21 protein-coding genes and 1 tRNA gene are annotated in these 21,604 nt (G+C 51.4%); 4 read left to right on the forward strand and 18 right to left on the reverse strand.

Going from position 1 to position 21,604, the window contains the following annotated elements; genetic code table 11:
• Positions 1–6: 6 nt before the first annotated feature.
• From DFK18_RS06330 to DFK18_RS06370, 9 genes are all read right to left on the reverse strand, one after another.
• The gene (locus DFK18_RS06330) at positions 7–1,224 is read right to left on the reverse strand and encodes a BCCT family transporter (protein ID WP_114417389.1); all 1,218 of its coding nucleotides are present in this window, start codon (positions 1,222–1,224) and stop codon (positions 7–9) included.
• A gap of 310 nt (positions 1,225–1,534) precedes the next feature.
• Entirely contained in the window at positions 1,535–3,220 is a 1,686-nt protein-coding gene (betA, locus tag DFK18_RS06335) for a choline dehydrogenase (RefSeq protein ID WP_114417390.1), read from the reverse strand.
• Positions 3,221–3,245: 25 nt separating this feature from the next.
• On the reverse strand, positions 3,246–4,709 hold the full coding sequence (betB, locus tag DFK18_RS06340; protein ID WP_114417391.1) for a betaine-aldehyde dehydrogenase: 1,464 nt from the start codon (positions 4,707–4,709) through the stop codon (positions 3,246–3,248).
• A gap of 26 nt (positions 4,710–4,735) precedes the next feature.
• Positions 4,736–5,326 carry a transcriptional regulator BetI gene (gene betI / locus DFK18_RS06345; protein ID WP_114417392.1) on the reverse strand — a complete coding sequence of 197 codons (591 nt, stop codon included), beginning with the start codon at positions 5,324–5,326 and terminating at the stop codon, positions 4,736–4,738.
• Positions 5,327–5,617: 291 nt separating this feature from the next.
• On the reverse strand, positions 5,618–6,337 hold the full coding sequence (locus tag DFK18_RS06350; RefSeq protein ID WP_114417393.1) for a hypothetical protein: 720 nt from the start codon (positions 6,335–6,337) through the stop codon (positions 5,618–5,620).
• A 57-nt stretch (positions 6,338–6,394) separates the two neighbouring features.
• The gene (locus DFK18_RS06355) at positions 6,395–6,796 is read right to left on the reverse strand and encodes a GFA family protein (RefSeq protein ID WP_114417394.1); all 402 of its coding nucleotides are present in this window, start codon (positions 6,794–6,796) and stop codon (positions 6,395–6,397) included.
• Positions 6,797–6,832: 36 nt separating this feature from the next.
• Entirely contained in the window at positions 6,833–7,612 is a 780-nt protein-coding gene (gene map / locus DFK18_RS06360) for a type I methionyl aminopeptidase (protein ID WP_114417395.1), read from the reverse strand.
• Positions 7,605–7,817 carry a ParD-like family protein gene (locus tag DFK18_RS06365; RefSeq protein WP_114417396.1) on the reverse strand — a complete coding sequence of 71 codons (213 nt, stop codon included), beginning with the start codon at positions 7,815–7,817 and terminating at the stop codon, positions 7,605–7,607. Before DFK18_RS06365 ends, map begins: the two co-directional genes overlap by 8 nt.
• Positions 7,818–7,985: 168 nt before the next feature.
• Complete coding sequence (locus DFK18_RS06370; protein WP_114417397.1) at positions 7,986–8,885, reverse strand: LysR family transcriptional regulator; 900 nt, start codon at positions 8,883–8,885, stop codon at positions 7,986–7,988.
• 264 nt (positions 8,886–9,149) lie between these two features.
• On the opposite strand from DFK18_RS06370, the gene DFK18_RS06375 reads away from it, so the two are divergent.
• Complete coding sequence (locus tag DFK18_RS06375) at positions 9,150–9,899, forward strand: carboxymuconolactone decarboxylase family protein (RefSeq protein ID WP_218563911.1); 750 nt, start codon at positions 9,150–9,152, stop codon at positions 9,897–9,899.
• Positions 9,900–9,901: 2 nt separating this feature from the next.
• Positions 9,902–10,984, forward strand: a complete 1,083-nt coding sequence (locus tag DFK18_RS06380; RefSeq protein ID WP_114417399.1) for an alpha/beta hydrolase — start codon at positions 9,902–9,904, stop codon at positions 10,982–10,984.
• Between the two features lie 515 nt (positions 10,985–11,499).
• Here the strand turns inward: DFK18_RS06380 and DFK18_RS06385 are convergent.
• From DFK18_RS06385 to DFK18_RS14480, 3 genes are all read right to left on the reverse strand, one after another.
• The gene (locus DFK18_RS06385) at positions 11,500–12,855 is read right to left on the reverse strand and encodes a hypothetical protein (RefSeq protein WP_162299710.1); all 1,356 of its coding nucleotides are present in this window, start codon (positions 12,853–12,855) and stop codon (positions 11,500–11,502) included.
• 242 nt (positions 12,856–13,097) lie between these two features.
• Entirely contained in the window at positions 13,098–14,153 is a 1,056-nt protein-coding gene (locus tag DFK18_RS06390) for a YiiX/YebB-like N1pC/P60 family cysteine hydrolase (protein WP_162299711.1), read from the reverse strand.
• 506 nt (positions 14,154–14,659) lie between these two features.
• Positions 14,660–14,953, reverse strand: a complete 294-nt coding sequence (locus DFK18_RS14480) for a hypothetical protein (RefSeq protein WP_162299712.1) — start codon at positions 14,951–14,953, stop codon at positions 14,660–14,662.
• A gap of 153 nt (positions 14,954–15,106) precedes the next feature.
• On the opposite strand from DFK18_RS14480, the gene DFK18_RS06395 reads away from it, so the two are divergent.
• Positions 15,107–16,495, forward strand: coding sequence for a hypothetical protein (locus DFK18_RS06395; RefSeq protein ID WP_162299713.1), 1,389 nt, complete (start codon positions 15,107–15,109; stop codon positions 16,493–16,495).
• 61 nt (positions 16,496–16,556) lie between these two features.
• On the opposite strand, the gene DFK18_RS06400 is transcribed toward DFK18_RS06395, so the two are convergent.
• The 6 genes from DFK18_RS06400 to flgA all read right to left on the reverse strand — a co-directional run bounded on the left by DFK18_RS06400 (position 16,557) and on the right by flgA (position 20,562).
• Complete coding sequence (locus DFK18_RS06400) at positions 16,557–17,714, reverse strand: helix-turn-helix transcriptional regulator (protein WP_114417403.1); 1,158 nt, start codon at positions 17,712–17,714, stop codon at positions 16,557–16,559.
• A 237-nt stretch (positions 17,715–17,951) separates the two neighbouring features.
• Positions 17,952–18,028, reverse strand: a tRNA-Arg gene (locus DFK18_RS06405).
• Between the two features lie 29 nt (positions 18,029–18,057).
• Positions 18,058–18,786 carry a flagellar brake protein gene (locus DFK18_RS06410; RefSeq protein ID WP_114417404.1) on the reverse strand — a complete coding sequence of 243 codons (729 nt, stop codon included), beginning with the start codon at positions 18,784–18,786 and terminating at the stop codon, positions 18,058–18,060.
• Positions 18,787–18,802: 16 nt separating this feature from the next.
• Positions 18,803–19,294: a flagella synthesis protein FlgN gene (locus tag DFK18_RS06415; RefSeq protein WP_114417405.1), complete on the reverse strand. Its 492-nt coding sequence runs from the start codon at positions 19,292–19,294 to the stop codon at positions 18,803–18,805.
• A 123-nt stretch (positions 19,295–19,417) separates the two neighbouring features.
• On the reverse strand, positions 19,418–19,711 hold the full coding sequence (gene flgM / locus DFK18_RS06420) for a flagellar biosynthesis anti-sigma factor FlgM (protein WP_114417406.1): 294 nt from the start codon (positions 19,709–19,711) through the stop codon (positions 19,418–19,420).
• A gap of 110 nt (positions 19,712–19,821) precedes the next feature.
• Positions 19,822–20,562 (reverse strand): flagellar basal body P-ring formation chaperone FlgA, encoded by a 741-nt coding sequence (flgA, locus tag DFK18_RS06425; protein ID WP_114417407.1) that lies wholly within the window; start codon positions 20,560–20,562, stop codon positions 19,822–19,824.
• A 102-nt stretch (positions 20,563–20,664) separates the two neighbouring features.
• Here flgA and DFK18_RS06430 point away from each other — a divergent pair, with 102 nt between their 5' ends.
• The gene (locus tag DFK18_RS06430) at positions 20,665–21,603 is read left to right on the forward strand and encodes a chemotaxis protein CheV (protein ID WP_114417408.1); all 939 of its coding nucleotides are present in this window, start codon (positions 20,665–20,667) and stop codon (positions 21,601–21,603) included.
• Position 21,604 lies beyond the last annotated feature (1 nt).

A 21,604-nucleotide genomic window follows, 5' to 3' on the forward strand; every position in this document is an offset into this window, starting at 1 on the left:
TAGCGCTTAACTCACCTGCTCGATTCGATGGAAATCGAGGATATTTTCTTCAGGTGATCCCTGGATGCCAGCCACTTCAGCGCGACGCTTGATCAGGATGTAGAGTGCGCAGCCAAAGTAGAGGGCAATCACCAGCGCACCGACCCACTGGATTTGCAGGAATTCCAGTTGGAAGAGCAGCGTCAGCCCGACCATGGCAATAAAGTTGAAGATCACGTAGTTGATGCGCCCCAAACGCTCGGCAGTCAGGTTCAGGTTGTCGGTGTAGAGACGAATCAGCGAATCCAGTGAATTCACCACCATCAGCACGCCCACGGTGATCATGGCCAGATTGGTCAGGGTGGCTACCTCCAGGCTTTCGACATGGTACTGGTAGAGCACGATAAACCAGACACCAATGGCAATAGAGGGAATCATCAGCATGGCAATCAACAACTGCCAGGTGCGGATACCACTGACAAAGCGCGCGGTGAACTGACCGATCATGATGCTCCAGGCGAACCACCAGTAGAGATAGAACTCGTGGTAGTCATTCAGCGGCAGCACAAACTGGTGGATGTTGCCGAAGTATTCGCCCAGCAAACCCGCTGTACCGAAGAAGTCGCCCGGTGAACCTGAGCCCACCACAAAAGCACGCACCCACATCAGGGCAATCAGGGCAATAAAGAGGGCACTGGAAGCCAGACTGAGAATGCGCACATACTTGATTCGCGAGCTGGAGTAGACCGCCAGACCGATAGATGCGAGCACGATCAGATAAAACTCGGGCACGACACTTTCGCCATCACCCAACTGCGGCAGATACCAGGGCAGGTTGACCAGCAGCAGATAAGCAGTGAAGGCGCAGGTGCCGATGATCACCACATTATTGATGATCTTCACGACCGGAATTTCAAAAAACTGCACCCGCGGTTCGATGATGGCGAAATAGAAGCAGGTGAGGAAATAAAATCCCCAGATTAAAAAGGCCCAGAAGCCAAATTCAATCGCCAAGGGGTTGGCAAAGCTGTATTCAGGGCTTTCCGCCAGATTGGCGTAGCTGCCGAACTCGGTCAGCGGGAACATGATCAGCCCCACATCCAGGCCGGAGGTAAACAAAATGGCGACAAACGTCAGGGTATGCACCGGCGTAACACCGATGACCTTCATCGTGCCCCATTTCAAAAGAATCGCCAGGATGGCGGCAAAAGTAAACAGCATGCCTGCGGATAACCAGAGTGTCATGGGTTGATCCTCCGTTGGGCAGGTTGGTTGCTGGTGATTAACATGGGTGCTCCTCCTCGTTAATGAATCGGACACAAACCCAACACTTAGCTATCGTGCGCTCCCTCGGAAACCTCTGATTAATTAATGCGTTGCGATCCACAGAGTGTGGGAGGTGCTGGAATTCATCAGGAATGAATCCAGCCCTGAACTTCGCTTTTCACGTTAATCAGGTGCTACCTGGCCGCCAGCGAAGAATTTCGCGGCGATAGGTAAGTGCTGCCGGTTTGCAAGTGGTTCGCCGGCGGTTAAACCGGCGTAGGGAAAATAGCTAGGGGTGGCCGCGCTTGGCGCTTCCTGGGCGCTGGCGCTCTTGCCAGAGATCATCCATCACCACGGGGGCGGTGGAAGCTTTGAGTGGTTCCAGACCACGAATGAGATCGGCGGCACGCTCGGCCACCATGATGGTGGGCGCATTGAGGTTGCCGTTGGGAATCGTGGGGAAGATGGAAGAATCCACGACTCGAAGTTGGTCGATGCCGTGTACGCGGGTCTCGGGGGTGACCACTGCCTGCTCATCCTGACCCATTTTGCAGGTGCAGGAGGGATGATAGGCGCTTTCCACGGCTTGACGCACAAAGGCGTCTATCTCGGCATCCGTTTGCACCTCGGTACCGGGCTGAATCTCCGAACCGCGATAGGCATCCATCGCTGGCTGGTTGATGATCTCCCGGGTCAGGCGCACACAGTCACGAAAGCCTTCGCGGTCGTCTTCGTGCTGCAGATAGTTGAACAGGATGCTGGGGGCCTGGCGTGGATCAGCCGATTGAACCCGGACATGACCACGGCTCTTGGGCTTGTTATGACCGATGTGCAGCTGAAATCCATCGCCATCAAAGGCTTCCCGGCCATCGTAGCGCATGGCAGCGGGCAGAAAATGGTATTGCAGATCCGGCCATTCCACACCCGCCTTGGAGCGGATAAAACCGCAGGATTCAAAGTGGTTGGTCGCACCCAGGCCGGTTTTGGTGAGTATCCACTGGACACCGATTTTCAGCTTGCTGAACCAGTCCAGCTTGCGGTTGAGTGAAACCGGCTGCTCGCAGCGGAACTGGAAATAGAATTCCAGGTGATCCTGAAGATTGGCACCGACACCGGGCAGCTCGTGCTGAACCTCGATTCCGGCTTTTTCCAGCACATCACGCGGACCGATACCCGAGAGTTGCAGCAGGTGGGGTGAACCGATGGAACCGGCCGAGAGGATGACCTCTTTGGCAGCACTGACTTCATGGGTCTTGCCGCCTTTTTCATAGCGCACACCCGTGGCTTTTTTGCCGTCGAGCAAGACTTTATGCACCAGGGCATGGGTGACCAGGGTCAGGTTTTCACGGTTCATGGCCGGGCGCAGATAAGCATTGGCGGTTGACCAGCGACGACCGTTTTTAACGGTCATGTGCATGGGGCCAAAGCCTTCCTGCTGGGCAGCGTTGTAGTCGGCCGTGTGAAAATAACCGGCATCCTGACCGGCCTCGACAAAGGCCTGGTAGAGAGGGTTTTGCATCTGGTTGCCGTTATTGACGCCCAGGGGGCCCTCGCTGCCGCGGTAGTCATTACCACCAAAGGCCCAGGTTTCGGCTTTCTTGAAATAGGGCAACACCTGGGCGTAATTCCAGCCCTGGGCACCTTCAGCTTCCCACTCATCAAAATCGCGTGCATGGCCGCGTACATAGACCATGCCATTGATGGAAGAGGAGCCACCCAGTACCTTGCCGCGTGGACAGTGCATCCGGCGATTATCCAGATAGGGTTCCGGCTCGGTTTCAAACTGCCAGGCGTATTTCTTGGTGTTCATGGGAATCGACAGCGCAGTCGGCATCTGGATAAAAATGCTCTTGTCGCTGCCACCGGTTTCCAGCAGGAGTACACGGTGCTGGCCGTCTTCACTCAGACGGTTGGCGAGTACGCAGCCAGCAGACCCCGCACCCACGATGATGTAGTCGTATTGGTTTTCTTTCATACGCTTTCTCCTGGTGAGGGGTTGATTAAAAGGGCGCGTCCAGATCCTTCATGCCCACATACACCGACTTGATCTGGGTGTAGTGAGTCAGGGTTTCACGCCCGTTTTCGCGGCCAATCCCGGATAGCTTGTAACCACCCACCGGCATTTCCACCGGGGAATCGCCATAGCTGTTGATCCAGCAGATACCGGCTTGCAACTGGTGAATGACTCGATGACCCCTGCGGATATCCTGAGTGAAGACCCCTGCGGCCAGCCCCAGATCAGTAGCGTTGGCACGGCGAATCACTTCGGCTTCGTCTTTGAAGGTCAGCACCGACATGACCGGGCCAAAGATTTCTTCCTTCACGATGGTCATCTCATCGCTGCAATCGGTGAAGATGGTCGGTTCGACAAAGTAGCCACCGGGTGCAGATTCGGGGCTGGCCGCCTGGCCACCATAGGTGAGGGTGGCACCCTCAGCCCGGCCTTTTTCGATATAACTCAAGACCAGATCACGATGCTTACTGGAGATGAGTGCACCAAAGTTGGTTTCAGGGTCGGCTGGATTGCCCATCTTGATGTTGTTGCGGGTACGCTCCAGCAGGCGCTGTATAAAGGCGTCGTAGATGCTTTCGTGGACAAACACCCGAGTGCCGTTGGTGCAGATTTCGCCCTGGGTGTAGAAGTTGCCCACCATGGCTGCAGAGACGGCGTTATCCACATCGGCATCATCAAAAATGATCAGCGGGGACTTGCCGCCCAGCTCCATGGTGACCTCCTTGAGCGAGGTGGCCGCACCGGCCATGACCTTCTTGCCGGTAGCCACTTCTCCGGTGAAAGACACCTTGGCAATTTCAGGGTGATGGGTCAGCCAGGCACCCACTTCGCCAGCGCCATGAATGACGTTGAACACGCCTGCAGGAACCCCGGCTTCGATGTAGATTTCGGCCAGTTTGACCGCTCCCAGAGGCGTTTCTTCGGAAGGCTTGAAAATCATGCTGTTGCCAGTGGCCAGCGCTGGAGCCGACTTCCAGCAGGCAATCTGGATGGGGTAGTTCCAGGCACCGATACCGGCACAGATGCCCAGGGGTTCGCGGCGGGTGTAAAAGAAATCCTCGCCCAGATCCTGCTGCATGCCCTCGATGCTGGGCGCAGCATTGGCAAAATATTCCACCGCATCAGCACCGGTGACGATATCCACGGCTTCGGCTTCCTGCAGGGGTTTGCCGGTGTCGATGACTTCCACCGCAGCCAGCTCATCATTGCGTTCACGCAGTAGATCAGCCGCCTTGCGCAGAATGCGGCTGCGCTCCATGCCGGTCATGGCAGACCAGGCCTGAAAACCGGCACGGGCACTTTCGATGGCGGCCTGCTGGATTTTCTCATCCGCAACTTCCACCTCATAGGCCAGTTCACCAGTGCCCGGATTGATGACCTCAAAAGTCTCGCCCGAAGCGTTAGCCACAAATTGGCCGTGGATAAAATTCTGATAGCGGGTTACTGCCATGATTCAGCTCCAGATTACCGGGATCTTCAAGATCCTGAATTCAGTGTTTTCAGTGCAAAGTCTTTGCACAGGATTTTTGCAGCCTCAAAACCTTCAGTCGGGTCTTTGCTCAAAGCACTGCGCAGCCAGAAACCATCAATCATCGAGGCCGTCTGGCGCGCGGCGGCGGTGGCTGCCTCCTTGGGCAAGCGGGCAGCAAAGGCATAGCGCAGATTGCTGTACAAGCGGGCATTGTTGATCTGTTGCAAACGCTGCAGCCCCGGCTCGTGCATGGATCTGGCCCAGAAACTCAGCCAGGTCTTGGCGGTCATTTCCGATTGCTGGAAGTCGGAGAAATTGGCTTCAACAATGCACTCCAGGCGTTGCTCAGGAGTGCCATCACTCAAGGCCAAACGTTCTTTCAATTCCTTGCCCAGTTGTTCCAGCAGATAGCGCAGGGCCGCTTCAATCAGACCCTCTTTGCCACCGAAATAGTGGCTGATAATGCCCGAAGACAGGCCCGCACGACGGCTGATGCTGATGATCGTGGTTTTCTGCATTCCCAGCTCGGCAATCGAGGCCATGGTGGCTTCAATCAATTGCTGCCGGCGGGTGTCTCGCATTCCAATTTTGGGCATAGCAATTCAATCCATTATTTTTAATTGAACGTTCAATCAATAAAAACCTTACACAAACTTCAGCACCAAGACAACAGCCTTCCCTTGACCGGTGAGTTTTCCGGGTACTGGTCAGGATCAAAAAAGCGCCTATCTGGATTATTTAATAGATCTTTTAAATCAATAGCTTGGAAAGCTTCTGCACAGGGTAAGAAAATGCAGCTCTGGACGGATGAAAAAAATTTCAGGCAGGGGGAAGAAGTAACTGCTGGGAAAAGCCAAAGGCCGCTTTAGAGTCAGCCGATTTTGCTGTTACAGCACCTGGGTGGTGGTGATAAAGGTTTGCAGTTCATCCTCGGTAAGGGCATCGGGTGTGCCCTTGGGAGCCGTGGCGATCTGGGTGGAATTGATCACCCGTTGCTGGGTGGCATCCGGAGTCAGGATGAGCGCACTGTGAAAAACGCCTTGCCAACCCGGCTGATCCGAGGATAGCGGCAGGCAGGAATTATTGACGCAGAGAATTTGAAAATCCGTTTTTGCAAAGCTGGGCAGGTGGGTGGTATAGGGCTGAAGTTGCTCGCGGCTGGGCGGAGAAAGAGGGGAGTGCTGGCTCAGATAAGCTTCCGGCGTCAGGCCCAGATCTCGGGCAAAGCGGGAGAAATCAGCAAGGCTTACTTCTGCTTTCACCCCAGTGGGTTCATAGCCCAGCATCAAAAGGCTTTCTGCTGGCCCGCCATCGCGATGAAAACCGGTGCTTTTTTGCTGATCAAAGCGCCCGGCCGACTGATAAACCAGCGTGCTTGCAGTTCGGGTTTCATGCAGCGCCGCCAGGGCCTGTTTGAGATCCACCATCAACTGGCGCTGCGCCCGGGAATCCAGGGCCGCACCCAGATTAACCAGGCAGAAACCCGGTGCCGAAAAATCCGTTCGGCAGGTCAGCCGGTAGACCTCTTGTGCCAGCGCGGTCAGGTCCAGTGTGGAAGGCCGCAGGCAAAACGACTCTTCGGGCCAGTTGAGGGGGTGGCTGCTCATGATTCAATCCCGGGTCACAGGTGATTTTTCAGGGGATTTTCAGGGTGCTGCTGCTGATTAAGGATCATCCTGATATTCACTGTGGTGGTTTACTCCGGCGTATTCAAGCCAGGGAACCTCCTGCGAAACCCAGATATGCGCTTGGGGCCTTAACCCTGGATCGTCATCCAGAGTGGCCACCCGCAGGATGACATGAGGCTGCGCGGGTCTTTCAGCGAGTAAATGCGAGCCGCAGTGCTTGCAAAAATGGCGCAGCTTTCCCGGTGAGGATTCAAACGTGGACAAACTGCTGGTGCCCTGAAGCCAGCGAAACTGCTCGCGCTTTACCCCTGCGGTCGTCGCAAAGGGAGCGGCATGGGCCTTGCGGCAAGTCTGACAGTGGCAATGCTGGATCGGCATTGCCAACGCATCAATTTCATAACGGATCTGGCCGCATAAACAGCTTCCTTTCAGTGCCATCGGTTGCGCTTCCTTCTTGGTTTTAGGCGGGTTAGGTCAGTGTTGCTGGCGCTCTTCATCGCGAAGGGTCAGCACTTCAAAGCCATCAGCGGTAACGGCGATCGTGTGCTCCCACTGGGCGGATAGCTTCTTGTCGTGGGTGATGACCGTCCAGCCATCATTCAACTGCTTAATCTTGGCTTTGCCCTGGTTGATCATGGGTTCGATGGTAAACACCATGCCTTCTTCCAGAACCAGGCCTCGACCCGGCTGACCATAGTGCAGTACCTGGGGGGCTTCGTGCATTTCCCGGCCAATCCCGTGACCGCAGAATTCACGCACCACCGAATAGCCGTTTTTCTGGGCATAACGCTGGATGGCATAACCGATATCACCCAGGGTGGCGCCGGGTTTTACCACGCGGATACCGCGCCACAGGGCCTCATAGGTTTTCTCGACCAGTCGGCGGGCGATGGGATTGACCTCACCGACCTGATACATCTTGCTGGAATCGGCAATAAACCCGTTTTTCTCCAGAGTGATATCAATATTGACGATATCCCCGGATTTGAGCTGCTGGGTTGCCGAAGGCACACCGTGGCAGATGACCTCGTTGATCGAGCTGTTCAGCACATAGGGATAGCCATACTGGCCTTTGCTGGCAGGGCGGGCCTTGAGTTCTTCGGTGATGTAATGATCTACCCGGTTATTGATCGCCATGGTGGTGACTCCGGGTTCAATGAAGCGATCAAGATGATCAAAAACCGAAGCCAGCAGACGGCCTGCCTCGCGCATGAGATCCAGCTCTTCAGGATTTTTCAGCGCTACACTAGCCACCGATCACCTTCCTGAGATCCAGGTCGACATCGGCCTGTTTCATCTGCTCACGGATCAGCTCAGAGAAAGTCATGCTGGGGTTGGCTTCAGCCAGCATACCCATTTTTATCCAATACTCAGCTTGAGCATTAATGGAGCGAACCATGACTGAGCTGGCCTTGCGGATTTCTTCGTGCAACTCGTCGTTAATCTTAACAATCCCCATAGCAAACCTCTGAATATATGATCTATATATGGATCATATATTCGGTAGGCGCTGATGTGCAAGCATAAGGCTGGATCAGGTGTCCTGAATCGAAGGTTTTTAAATATCAGGTTTTTTGAATTTTGCTTGAATTATTAGTTATTTTGCTGCATTTGGCGTGTTTTGTTGTCAATTAGCCTCGCCTTTGTATTTGAGGCGGTCAATCACCAGGCGAAAGGCCGAGCTGATATTACGACGCCCCGAATAACAGAGGTAATAGCCTTCAAAGGGCGGGCACCAGTCGGTAAGGAGTTCGCGCAGGTTGCCTTGCTCCACTTCTTCACGGATTTCCGGTTCAGTGACAAAGGCAATGCCATGTCCGGCTTTGGCCGCTTCGATGGCGATATCGCTTTCACTGAAGATAAAAGGGCCGTGGACTTTCTTAACGATCTCTTCGCCGTCCTTGGCAAATTCCCAGTCATAGGCACTGGCGTGGGAATGAAAACGCAGGGCCAGGCAGGCATGCTCATCCAGATCGTCCGGGTGTTCGGGGATGCCATGCTTTTTGATGTAGTCAGGTGAGGCCACGGCAGCCAGACGTATCCGCGGACTGATGGGCACGGCAATCATGTCCGGGCTGACAAACTCGCGCAGGCGCACCCCGGCATCAAAGCGCTCTTCGGTTAAATCCGTCAGGCGACTTTCCAGGTTGAGTTCAATCTGTACTTCAGGGTAATCACTGATGATCTTGGAAAGCTTGGGCCAGAGAAAACTGTTGAGGGCCGCCTTGCTGGTGGAAATCCGCACCAGGCCCTGGGGGGCATCGCCCAGCAGACGCAGTTCCTCGATGCGTGAAGTGATCATGCCCAGTCCGGGGCGCAGGGCTGCCAGCAGTTTTTCCCCGGCATCCGTGGTGGAAACCCGGCGCGAGGTACGGTTCAGCAGCCGGATTCCAACGTGGGCTTCCAGACGTCGCACAGCATGACTCACCGCCGACTGGGATAAATCCAGCCGGGCTGCGGCTCGGGTAAAGCTTTTTTCTTCCGCCACGGCCATAAACAGGGCCAGATCATTCAATTCCTCACGCATGGCTGCCTCGCTGGTTAAGCGGTTGATTTCCAGAGGCCTGGCGCTTCGGCAAGCAACTGGAAGATCGATGATTATTTTTAAGTGATTATTGGATTTTTTTCAGTCTACACCAACTTTTTATAGCGATTGATCGATTTGATTCATGGCTTCGATGAATCCAGGGCTGTTGTTGGTGGGTTGGGCTGCTCCTAAGCTGAGATCCAGCTGATCAGGATCTACAAGGGTCAGCGGTTATTTGAAAACCAGTAACCCACAGGAGCCACCATGTCATCACGTTTTTTACCGCCACTGCTGAGGAGCCTGCTCCTTGGTTTGCTACTCATCCCCGTTTGGGGTCTGGCTTCAACATCCAACTCGGAGGACAACGCCATGTCGACCTCGCAAACTGCCCTGAGTGAACGCCAACAAGCTCTGATCCCCGTTGCAGCTCTGGGTGCAGCCGGTGATCTTGAAGCCTTGAAAGACGCCCTCAATGCAGCCCTGGATGCCGGTATGACCATTCATGACGGCAAAGAAGTTCTGGTTCAGCTTTACGCCTATGCCGGTTTTCCACGCAGCTTGAATGCCCTGGGCACCTACATGCAGGTGATTGAAGCAAGGCGTGAAGCCGGTATTGAAGATGAAGTCGGTCGAGCGCCCGAAGCCCCCATCCCCCAAGGCGACGAGCTGCTGGCGCAGGGAACCGCCAACCAGACCGAGCTGGTCGGCCAGCCGGTTGAAGGTGCTCTGTTTGATTTTGCCCCGGCGGCTGATGAGTTTTTGAAAACCCACCTTTTTGGCGACATCTTCGCCCGCGACAACCTCAGTTGGAAGGATCGTGAAATCGCCACCCTGGGCATGCTGGCTGCGCTTCCGGGTGCCGAGCCGCAATTCCGGGCCCACCTGGGGATTGGCATGAACAGCGGTCTGAGCACCGATGAACTGAAACAACTGGTCGAGGTACTGCACGAGCGAGTCAACGCAGAAACCGGCCAACGCGCCCAAGGCGTCCTTGAAAATTACCTGGAGCAATAACCATGAAAGAAGCCCCCGAACAGGAAACTACCAATCTGGAACGTCGCAATCTACTGAAAATGACAGGAGCAGGCATCGCGGCTATGAGCATTGCATCCACAACGCCCGTTTTCGCACATTCCCGCGTGGAATTGACTAGCGAATGGGACAAGACTTTTCCCAAGAGCAACCAGGTCGATCACCAGAAAGTGACCTTTGTAAACCGCTATGGCATCACCCTGGCAGCCGACCTCTATAAACCCAAAAATGCCCAGGGCAAGCTGGCCGCCCTGGCCTTGAGTGGCCCCTTTGGTGCCGTCAAAGAGCAGGTCTCCGGCCTTTATGCCCAGACAATGGCCGAGCGAGGCTTTATCACCCTGGCGTTTGATCCTTCCTACACGGGTGAAAGTGGTGGTCAGCCACGCAATGTGGCCTCGCCGGATATCAATACCGAAGACTTCAGTGCTGCCATCGACTTTCTGGGTCTGCAGGAACAGGTGGATCGCGAAAAAATCGGCATTATCGGTATCTGCGGTTTTGGCGGCATGGCCCTGAACGCTGCAGCCGTGGACAAGCGCGTCAAGGCAGTGGCGACCAGCACCATGTACGACATGAGCCGGGTCATGGCCAAGGGCTATTTTGACAGCATGACCGCTGAAGAGCGCACTGCCAATCTGGAACAGCTCAGCCAGCAGCGCTGGGTTGATGCCGAAAAGGGTGAGCCCGCCTATGGTCCTGTTTCCCTGGAGTTGGAGGGTGGCGAACCCCAGTTCGTGGTGGAATACGCCGGCTACTACAAATCCAGAGAGCGAGGCTTCCATCCGCGTTCGGTTAACTCCAACGCCTCCTGGACGCTGACCAACCCGCTGTCCTTCATGAACATGCCGCTGCTGACCTACATCGACGAGATTTCACCGCGTCCCACCCTGTTTATTCACGGTGACAAGGCGCACTCCCTCTACTTCAGTGAAAGTGCCTATGCCGATGCGGCCGAACCCAAGGAACTGATGATCATTGAAGACGCCAACCACGTCGATCTCTACGATCAGCTCGACAAGATTCCCTTCGACAAGCTGACCAGCTTCTTTGAAGAAAACCTGGCCTGATCGCCAGAGCTGTTGGATAGCACGAGTGCCTAAAGGAACCGGGGAAAAGGAATTCCCCCTATTTATATTCTTGAAAGGTCTGATTCCAAGCCGTATTAGAGATTATTTGATTTCATTTCTTCATCAGAGTACAAAATTCCACTTATCACCGCGATTATTTTTTGGGGGGATTACCCTCTGAGCGAGTGGGCTTACACCGGCGCTGAACCTGAAACTAACTGGAACTGTAAAGTAACCCGGTTTTTGAATAGGACAGCTGCTGGTTAACCGATGAATGTCTAGTGCCCCAGACCGACCTGCAAGGAGCAACCTGGTCTGGCAGTGGTGAACCACCACGTTAAGAGAGCCTCAGTAGGCGACCGCAGGAGGTGCCCTCGGGTATGTTTGCTGTAAGCCACCAACAGCCAACGATGACAGATGAAGTAGGATCACTGGCTCAGGGATTTGATATTGGCCGCTGACGCGGCCAATAAAAAATCCCTACGTTCTATTGACAGCCAGAAGGCTCATAGGTGTTAGGCATCACCCTTATCGTCCTCTAAATATCGCTTCATGAATTTTGCAACACTATCAATCTCTGATTTTTCATCGCCGTAAATTTTCAAGCACTCTGCTTCATTATTTAAGCAAAAGACCGACACCCTATTTTTAAGCTCAGGGTAGCTTTCAAATTTATTCGAAACTATTGATTCTGCTCCCCATGCTCCCCACTCAGCCGCACTTATAATGCCAATCATCAGTTTTAGTAGATACTCATCACTAGATTTATCTACAATGGACTTTTCAATAACCCCGAACTTTTTCGAGAAATTGTTAGCTGTATCAAACGTGCTAGAACCAGCCTTCGACAACAATATATCTTGATACTGACCCCATAAATCGTCATCAAAACTTGCAATCCTCGGAGACAAAGGCAGATAGGAGTGCTTCTGAATAAATTGAACGCACTCATTTTTTAAAGCTTTTATTGCTGGGGGGTTATATCTCAGTATATTTTCAAAAAGATGTGCAGGACTATTTACGGATGAGCTATTTGGCATTTCTTTTGTGTTGGTTTCAATCGACTGTCTAAGTCGCTTCATCGCTGTTTCAGATAGCTCCTCAATCAACTTTGGATTCAATGAAACAGCAGCTAAACACTGAGAATCATATTTATCATCTCCGAGCTTCTTTTCGAGCAGTTTGGCTACAATAATACCATTCCACTTATCGTGATTAAGTGAAGACAAGCCATCTAAAAAATAGCGAGAGTTTTGAGTCAAATATGTGTTTTTGCTCGTTACCCCTTCGATCAGTTTAGATAGAAAGTATGGAAAAGAGTCACTGTGAAGCAGTTTGATTTCATGAATGACAACTGATCTAACGTCTTCAATTTGATTTGAAGGAAAAAAGCCAGTATTTTCGAGTCTCTCCAAAATTTCGTCTGCTAGTACTTTTGAATTAAACGATTGCTTGCTTAGAAACTTGTCAATAACTTCAAAATAAATATAGCGAGCTTCTTCTGCTGACGGCTTGTGACCGCTGGGATGAGCCGCTTTGTTTCTACGAGCTTTAATGGTATTAATCGTCGCTGAATCAAGCTCCGAGATCAGTTTGTTAGCCGATAATTGATCCAAAAGATAAGATTCGAATACATCTTGCTCTTTTTGGCGACGGACAACCTCATCATGTATTTCCTTCGCTTTCTTATTGAAGCCTCTGATATCAGCCAGCTTGTTTACACTGTCGTCAAATAGAGCAATGCAACTAAGAACAATGCATCCTCTGTAAGCCCCTGAGTTATAGCACTGTAGGGCTTCCCTCATGTAATCTGAAATTTGAGGATTAGGAATATTCTGTAAAAGCTCTTCCATGTCTGATAAATGTGCCAATTCTTACCTCTGCTCTTTCTAAGTGCCTAACGAGGCTGTAGAAAAACCTCAGCCTATAAAGTTGATCATTTTTTGTACTAAAAATGGCGACCCTATGTAAATTATGGATCACTTTTCATCATCAAAAACTTCAGAATTTATGTAGAAGCGAGATAAATTCTCAGAAACCGAAACCTCTTAGGTTTTTCTACAGCCTGAACGCCTAAATCAGGTGCGCCGTAGGCGTCACCTGGATTTACTTGTTATATTATTTTTGCAATGTAATCTAACTGATATTCGCAAATTTGAACTAGCTTCCTTTGCTGAATGAGCTGAGCAAACTGGAGTAAAGTTGTAAGCCTATCCTTAGACATCGATAATAGGTTTTTATAGAGTTCAGTATGCAGGCGATGATACTCAAGACCTAAATGAGTGGAATTTAGTCCGCTTTGGAAAAGGCTGGTAGAGTGTCTTGTTATTTCATTTGGTTCTTTGTTAATTTCACCAAAAAACAACTCAATTCCAAGACCTGTTTCTTGACTTTTTTTCAAAAACAAATCCAGATCATATCTATGGGGATTCACGACCTTATCGTAGCTAAAATGTTCAAGGTACTCACTGCTTTTTATATAAGAACAAATTTCATCATCAAGGTCTGGGTGTGACATCAAGGCAGTTTGAACATCATTATCTGTTTGAATTACTATTCCTTTTTTCTTGAAGCTATCCCTTGCTTTATTAAGCCAGTCAAACATTCTTCGTTGGTTTTCTTTAATGGGATCTGATGTTTCTGAAAAATCTACTTCTTCTTGGGTTGCTTCCCTTAAGCAATCTTTAACTTCTATGAGAGCTTGGGACTTATTTAAATCCTCTGGTGAGCAATAATCTGGGTTTTTTACAATTGAAATGCCGGCTTGTAGATATGATTGTGACACAAGGCGAGAGCAAAATTGGTCTGTTGTAATTGCATTTTTTTTTGCTTTGTTAAGCAATAAGCTAGCGCCAGCCTCAGGTATGTTATATAAACTTCCAGACAGATTTCGAGCATATTGTGTAATAATGGCTTTGCTCTTGTCAGTTAATTTATCCTTTGCTCTAAGGACCTTAAGACATTTTTCATCATCAACAATAATTCTCTGAGGGTTTTTAGAATAAACGCCATCTGTTAGAGCATGAATGATTGAACTCCCGACATAAATCATTGCGTGGGAATATTTGCTCCCAGTTCCAAACTTAATCAGACCACTAAACTTAGTAGTTCCTGATTCTAGGATAATATCACCGAGTTCTAATTTTGATAAATCTAAGATGTATGGCATGAAACTCTCTAAATAATATAACATTTTTATTCATAAGGCCCCCTCGTTATCAAGCATCCAGTCAAAGGCCTCTAGAGCGTTTAAAGCTCTGATTTTAAACAACTTACTCCCTGCCTACCCAGTAACTTTTTGCCTATAAAACCGTGCATGCACGTTTTCCCCTGTTTGCCCTGCTTACTATCTACGTCGCTGTACTTCCAGTTCATTGAATACTTTGGTCTTTCTGGATTTTGCTAGGAAACCTCTGATTAACTATTGCGCTTGATTATACTGCGTTGAAATTGACCTCAAAATGCTCATTTACTCGCTGTAAACTCCGCTTTTTCGTTCAATTTCGCCTTGTCTAACCGGCGCTCATCACGTTAATCAGAGGCTCCCTAGTGTCTTTTGAGCATTACCGGCAAACAAAGTGTGCACGTCTGGATTACTGCTTTCACGATGCCGCCCCAGGGGATGGGTCAGGGTAAGACTCGCATCCTGCGGTGGTGGCTGGGTTTTTATGATCCTTATTCCTTTCTATCAAACCCATCTAATGCCAGCAAGCAAATCCCCGCTGTCTTGTCTTTTGCTTGATTTCCCGCAAGTTTATTGAAGCTGTATAAATATACAGTCATTATGTTTTGAAGGTTTAAGTCTACCCATCTGTTGGGTGATTTATGGGCTAAAGAGCCTGCTATGCCAGTTTTCTGGCGGTTACTGGCTTTTCTTTGTGTGTCTCTGCTGCTGTTTTTACTGAAATCAAAAGATGGATTGATGCTGTATAAATATACAGCTTTATGTGTTTGTATGATGATCTGCATTTTTTATGCAATCTAACCCATATGGGGCATGCGGGTTGTCACTGAGCTGGCTAGTCTTTGCCCGAGGCAGATAGTTTCAGGTCTGTGTGGGTGTCGAGGTTGCAGGCTGGTGGTCGAGACACCTTCTTGATTTCAATGCTGAGGAGATGACCCATGCGAATAAAAAGAAGATTTCCACAAATTCTGGGGGTTACTACAAGTGCCCTTTTATTGACGGCTTGCCTGGGCGGTGATGGTGGTAGTGGTTCATCTTCCGGTTCCGATACGAGTGATCAGACGCTGACGGGCAGTTTTGTTGATAGTCCGGTGGTGAACCTGGCTTATTCAACCGCTTCTTTCAGCGGCAGAACCAATGATCAGGGCGAATTCCAGTATAAGTCGGGTGAGACGGTCACTTTCAGTATTGGTGATCTGGAATTGCCTGCTGTCACAGCCGGTGAGGTGATGTCGCCCTTGACCCTGGCAGGAACCACGGATGTCAATAACACCACTGCGGTCAATATTGCCCGCTTGCTGCAAACCCTGGATGCTGATGGTGACCCGGATACGGGCGGCATTAAAATTGATAACCAGGCCCACGAAAGCGCAGCAGGCTTATCCATTGATTTTGCCAGTAGCAGTTTTGCCAGTGATGTGGAAACGCTGATCAATAACAGTGGTTCTGTGACGACCAGCCTGGTGAATGGCAGTGATGCCATCGCTCACCTGCAAAGCCATACGCGAACATTGCAACTGCAGGTGGAGAATCAGGAAGGTGTCTTTTATGACAAGGGCACGCGCACCCTGGATTTGGCAAGCGGTTATACCGAGGCGGATATCTCCGGCAAATCACTGGATTTCAAGGTGTTTGATCTGGATGCCTGGACGCTGATCTTTAGAAGTGGTGGCACGGGCAGTATTAAATTTAGTGCCGATGATTCCAATAGCATTAGCTGGCAGATCAGTGATGGCAAGATTATTTTTACCGAAACCGATGATTACGGTGATACCTGGACCTTTACCCTCACGCCCATAGAAACAACAGCGGCTGGGGAGAATATTTTGGTGGAGGTGACTTCACCGTCCGGCCAGGAGGATTTTACTCGCGGTGCGGGTCTGGGCACCTTGGGTGACGACATCTCCTGGGCAGCAGGCAATAAAATCACTGTGGATCTCTCGGCTGAAAGTGAAGGCAGCATCTTCTATGACAAAGGCAGCCAGGAGCTAACCATCGGTACGCTCTTTACCGAGGCGGATATCAGTGTAAAGAGTTTTAGTTTAGAGGCTTTTGATTTACCAAAATGGAATCTCAGTTTTTATGATGATGATCGAGGCATAGTTAATTTCATTGGTGGCGATTACAATTCGATCACCTGGAAGGTTACCAATGGTCGGCTTTACTACACGGAAACCGATGATCATGGCGATAGCTGGAGCTTTATTCTTACGCCAATTGAAAGGTTGCCCAGTGGCGCCAATATCCTCATAGAGGCTAGTACGCCGGAAGGTCAGGCTGATTCTCTTAATGGCAAGGGCTTGGGGGTTTGGATAGAAACTAACTAACCGAATCCTTCAGTGGCTGCATCCAAGTTGGGTGCAGCCGTTTTGATGTGCCAGAGGTGGATCAGGTCAAAAAGACGGGGCTGGTCAGTAACAGGGATACCAGTTGTCCCTGGGAGTTGGTGCCGGTTTTTGAGAAGACGCTTTTGAGCTGAGTTCTCACGGTGGTGTTCTGGCGTTGTAGATAATTGGCGATGGCTTCAATGCTCATGCCTTGTGCGAGCAAGAGGGCGACCCTGGCTTCTGCCGGTGTTAGATGAAAAAGTTCGGCAATAACCGGCACCTTTCTCTCATCAATCCACTGTTCTTGGTGGTGAATAAATAGCAGGGCTCCTCCGTTGGTGCCCGAACCTGGGGCGGCATCCACCTGCTGCATACAGAAAGCCAGGTGTTCACCCCCGACCTGAGTATGAATCACCGATTGCCCACTTCCCTGTTCAGCATGAATGTAGGCGGCGTTGGTCATTAAAAAGGAATTAAAGCGGTTGCGCAGTTCCTTCACACTGGAAGTCAGCAGGTTGTTTTCTATACTGATCCAGCCGCGTTGCGTCATGAAGGCTTGGGCGGTGGTATTCACGTGTTTTACCAGTCCTCGGGAGTCGAGCAGGATCGTGGGGGTGGCCAGGGCATCAAGCACGTTGGGAAGCGTCTGGTTGGCCATGTCCTTCGCGGCCAGTCGCAAGTAAAGGCTAACGGATCGCTGGATGTGAGGGACCAGGGAATTGAGGAAGTGAACCTCCTCATCGGTAAAGGGGCCCTGAGCGGTCTTTCTTTGAATAAACAGGGTGGTCTGGATGCTGCCCTCGCTTTTGATCATGCAGCCCGCTGAGTCGATAATATCCTGGGGTTCGACCCACCGCTTGTAGATAGTCTCCTGTTTGAAACTCTCCCAATCAATGATTTTTCTTATGGCAATAAACTGACCAGGCGGTGAGCTCATGATTTTTTGGGCGATGGGGTCCTGATTGATCAGGTTTTCTTCCATGTAGAGGGCCAGATCCTCTTTTTTGAACCCGTAAATCCAGCCGCCGACAAAACAGCCTTCACTTACATTAACGGTAGACAGATTGGCCGAGCCACTTTGAGTAAAAGCACAGAGTTTTTTGAGGAAGTATTCAAAGGCTTCCGGGTGGGTTGCTGAATCATAGATGGATTCCAGCAGCTCATTGTAAGCCTGGCTCGGGCGGGCAGGTGTTTTCTGATCACTGGGGTAGGCAGCCATCACTCATACCCGGGCAACAAGGCCATAAAAAATGCAGGGCAGGAAGGGCTAGGACATACCAGCATGGAAGCAGAACTCGTTTTCTTTTTAATGTTATGTTCGGATCATCTAACTTTAGCGAATCGCTACCGGGGATGCCAGCCAATGCATGAACTTGAAAGGCTTTTGCCGCAGAGTTGCTTGAAAAAAGCGGGGGGCTTTCAGTCTGTAGAAACGGATGAAGTGCTGCTGGAAGAGTGGTACCCCAAGCAGGATTCGAACCTGCGACCTTCCCCTTAGGAGGGGGACGCTCTATCCAGCTGAGCTATTGAGGCACGCTTGCGAAGCGGCTGAATTATAACGTTTAATCTCGGCCAGAGTCCAATCGCAAGGCTTCGCGCTGGAGAAACATCACCAGGCGGTCGATTTCTGCCTGGGTGGCTCCATCAACATTGATAAAGCGGATGCCGCAGTGCACGGTTTCCTTTTTTTCATCGGCGCTGATGCGGCGGATTTCAGCGGGAACGGTGATGCTGCGTTCAAAGTCCTTTACATCCAGGGTCAGTTCTTCAAAGATTTCCATATTACGAAGCGGCGGGTCGGGCAGCTCTTCGCAGATCAGGTTGCAGCCGCCGTTGGAAAGGTCCACCAGTCGGCCCTGGATGGGTTTGCCTCTTTCATAGGCCAGCAGGGTGATGGGGGCCTGCATGGAAGCCAGTACACGGGCGCGATAGGCTTCACGTTTCTGGTTGTGTTGTACGGCAGTGGGGAAGGCGACCTTGTAGACCAGGCCTTTTTCGTCTTCCAGAACACTGATTGCCTGGCATTGACTGAAGAAAATGGAGAGCCCCTGGGTGTTAGCTCGTACGCCAAAGCTTTCTCCGGCCAGGGCCAGTTTGTGGCCGCTGGGGGGATTGAATTCATCCAGATAAAAGACCTTCTGGTCTCTGTCTACTTCGACCAGCATACTGGCGTAATGCTGGCTGCGGCCGTGAAAATTGATCGTGACCGAGGCATGCTGGCGATGCAGGGAACTGAGCAGGCTGGCAATTTCGGAAGGATCGGTTACCAGATGGGATGCATCTTTGGCCATAGTGAACCTCCGTCCTTCAGGCTTTGCCCAGGTTGCGGGGGATGTTGAGATCTCCGGCGCCACCGGAAGGGTGGTAGACCTTAACCTTGCCCTGGGTGGATTGCAGGGTATTGAGCAGAATATCAAAGTGCTGCATGGCGCGGTTGATCAGGCGACCATTAACGTTATTTTGCTGATGCACTTTTTCCAGCAGGGTTACCAGTTGGTTCCAGCCCTGGCGCAGGGCCTTGGCATTGCCTTCAGGCAGGCTGGCAAAGAAGGCTTCCAGTCCCTGGACGTCGGCACTCAGTTGCTGTTCTTCCAGAAAGGCTTTGCGTGCATCCACATCCTTCTGCACGTTTTGCAGCAGGCGGGTCTTTTCTGCAGTGACTCTCTCCAGCTCTTCTGGTGAATCCTGGGCACCCTTGAGTAGCTGGTGCTCTTCTTCAACCAGTTGCAGTAGCTGCTTGAGATGACCGATTGCTGTCAGCAGCAGGTCTTTGAATGTCTGGGCCGGGGTCTGGGGCACGCTTGAACCTTCCTGATTAGTCGCTAATTAACCGCAGTGTAGCCGATCAGCAGAGACGACAAAAGAACCCGCTGCAGTTTCCTGCAGGGGTTCAAAAGCGTTTTGCTGTATCAAGGGAGCCTTTTAGAGCTGGGATTCCAGATCGATCAGCTTACCGGCCAGTTTCTGGTAGTCTACAGAGTAGCTGCCTTCTTCAATCTGCTGGCGCAGGGCTGCGACCTTGCTGGAATCAAAAGAGTCGTCACCTTCAGCCTTGTAGAGGTTTTGGGCGTGACTGCTCAGCTGGACACGATCTTCGGCAGCGGCTGGCGTTTCAGCCTTGGTAGTAGTGGCTGCGCTGTCTTTTGCCGAACCCTGATCACTACCTCTAACCCGCGGGTTGAGGTTATTGCTGATTCCATTGAGTTCGATAGCCATAATTGCATATCCCGTTAGTTAATCATGATGCCTGTTACTAAGGGTTTCGGCGCAGCGGGAAAAAACTTTAGATTTTTTTACACGAAATTCGGCAAAAAGTTACGTAAAGCCTAAAGAGCAACTTCAACCAGCCCTCTGGCAAGGATTCTAGCACGAATTATGCGTCCTGACTGAAGATTGCGCACCCGGATCTGGTCACCAATGCGCCCGCCTTCCAGCGCTTCGCCGGTAATCCGGATGGTCAGCGAGCTACTGCGCGCCTGGATGATGACTTCATCCCCGGCATTGACGGCCTGGGTGATGTTCAACTGGCGGCCTGTCAGGATGCTGCCTGCCTGGATGCGCCGCTTGACCTCCATGCCGATCACCGCCTGGGGGTCGGTAAAGTAGTCGTATCTCAGGCGGGAGATGTCTCTTTCTTCCAAGCGAATCTGGGGGCCAGTCACCAGGGAGCCGCGCGCCAGATGGTTGGCAGCAACGACTACCTGGGCCATTACCTGAATATCGGCGGTGATGTAGATAAACCAATTGGCCTGATCGCAAATGACTTTAATGGGGGTGCGTCCGCGCAGCTCCTGATTGCTGTGGAGTTCAAAATCCAGCGGGGCCGGGCAGTTCTGCAGCCTCAGGCTGGAATCCAGGGTGTTGAACTGGATTTGGTGGCTGGCGCTTTCCTGATCCAACTGGCTGTTGATCCAGGTGCGTGCTTCTTCCTGGAGGGCGTCCAGGTCCTGATAGGGGGTTGCAGCGGCTGTAGTGGCCATCAGGCTGAGGAAAAAGGCCAGAAGGAGAGGCCAGGAGCCGGTTTTTAGGGGTTTCTTGTTCGCCGCCGGATGGCTTTTGATCAACATGGTCAGTCAACTTTTCAAGGTTTTTAGAAATCTGGGCGCTTGCAGTTTATACTCTGGATTAGTTTGTGTAATAACGATCCTTACTGTTAAAGAAGAGTGCCTATGACCACTTCCGCAGGCAAGCTGGCCGACCGCAACAAGGTTGCTGGCGGCAACCGTATGGAATTGCTGCTTTTTCGCCTGAATGGCCGGCAGCTGTATGGCATTAATGTGTTCAAGGTCAAGGAGATTATACCCTGTCCACGCCTGACGAATCTGCCCCATCACACGCCGCATGTGCGTGGGGTTGCGCATGTTCGCGACGGAGCTGTTTCCATCGTTGATCTGGGTATGGCCATACGTCAGCCAGCCATGCAAAACCCGGAAAAGCATTTTGTCATAGTAACGGAGTACAACCGCCGCACCCAGGGGTTCCTGGTTCGCGAAGTCGACAGGATCGTCAATATTGATTGGGAGGCCGTGCATCCACCACCCCGTGGTAGTGGTAAAGACAGCTTTCTGACAGCGGTGACCCAGATGGATAACCAGCTGATTGAAATTGTCGATGTGGAAAAAATCATCGCCAGTGTTGATCCCTTTGCCCAGGGCGTTTCTGATCACATTCTGACGGACGAGGTCAAGGCGATAGCGGGCAATTACCATCTGCTGCTGGTGGATGATTCCAGTGTGGCGCGGCATCAGGTGGAAAGAAACCTGAAGGAAACAGGGATCGGCTACACCAGTTTGACCAATGGTAAGGAAGCTTTGGAATATCTGAACCGCCTGGCGGATGAAGGCAAGCGGGTTCAGGATGAGCTGTTGATGATTATTTCCGATATCGAAATGCCGGAAATGGACGGCTATACCCTGACGCGCCGTATCAAGGAGGACCCACGCCTGGCAAACCTGCCGGTGCTGCTGCATTCCTCCCTGAGTGGTATTTTCAATGAGGCGATGGTCAAGAAAGTGGGTGCCAACTTCTTCTTGCCCAAATACGATGCCGATGAGCTGGCCCGCGTGGTGATCGGCCAGATTCAGGCAGTAGCAGGCGAGAAAGTGTGAT

It is taken from the genome of Marinospirillum perlucidum, from assembly GCF_003336805.1.
In the GTDB taxonomy this organism is placed as follows: Bacteria; Pseudomonadota; Gammaproteobacteria; order Pseudomonadales; family Halomonadaceae; genus Marinospirillum; species Marinospirillum perlucidum.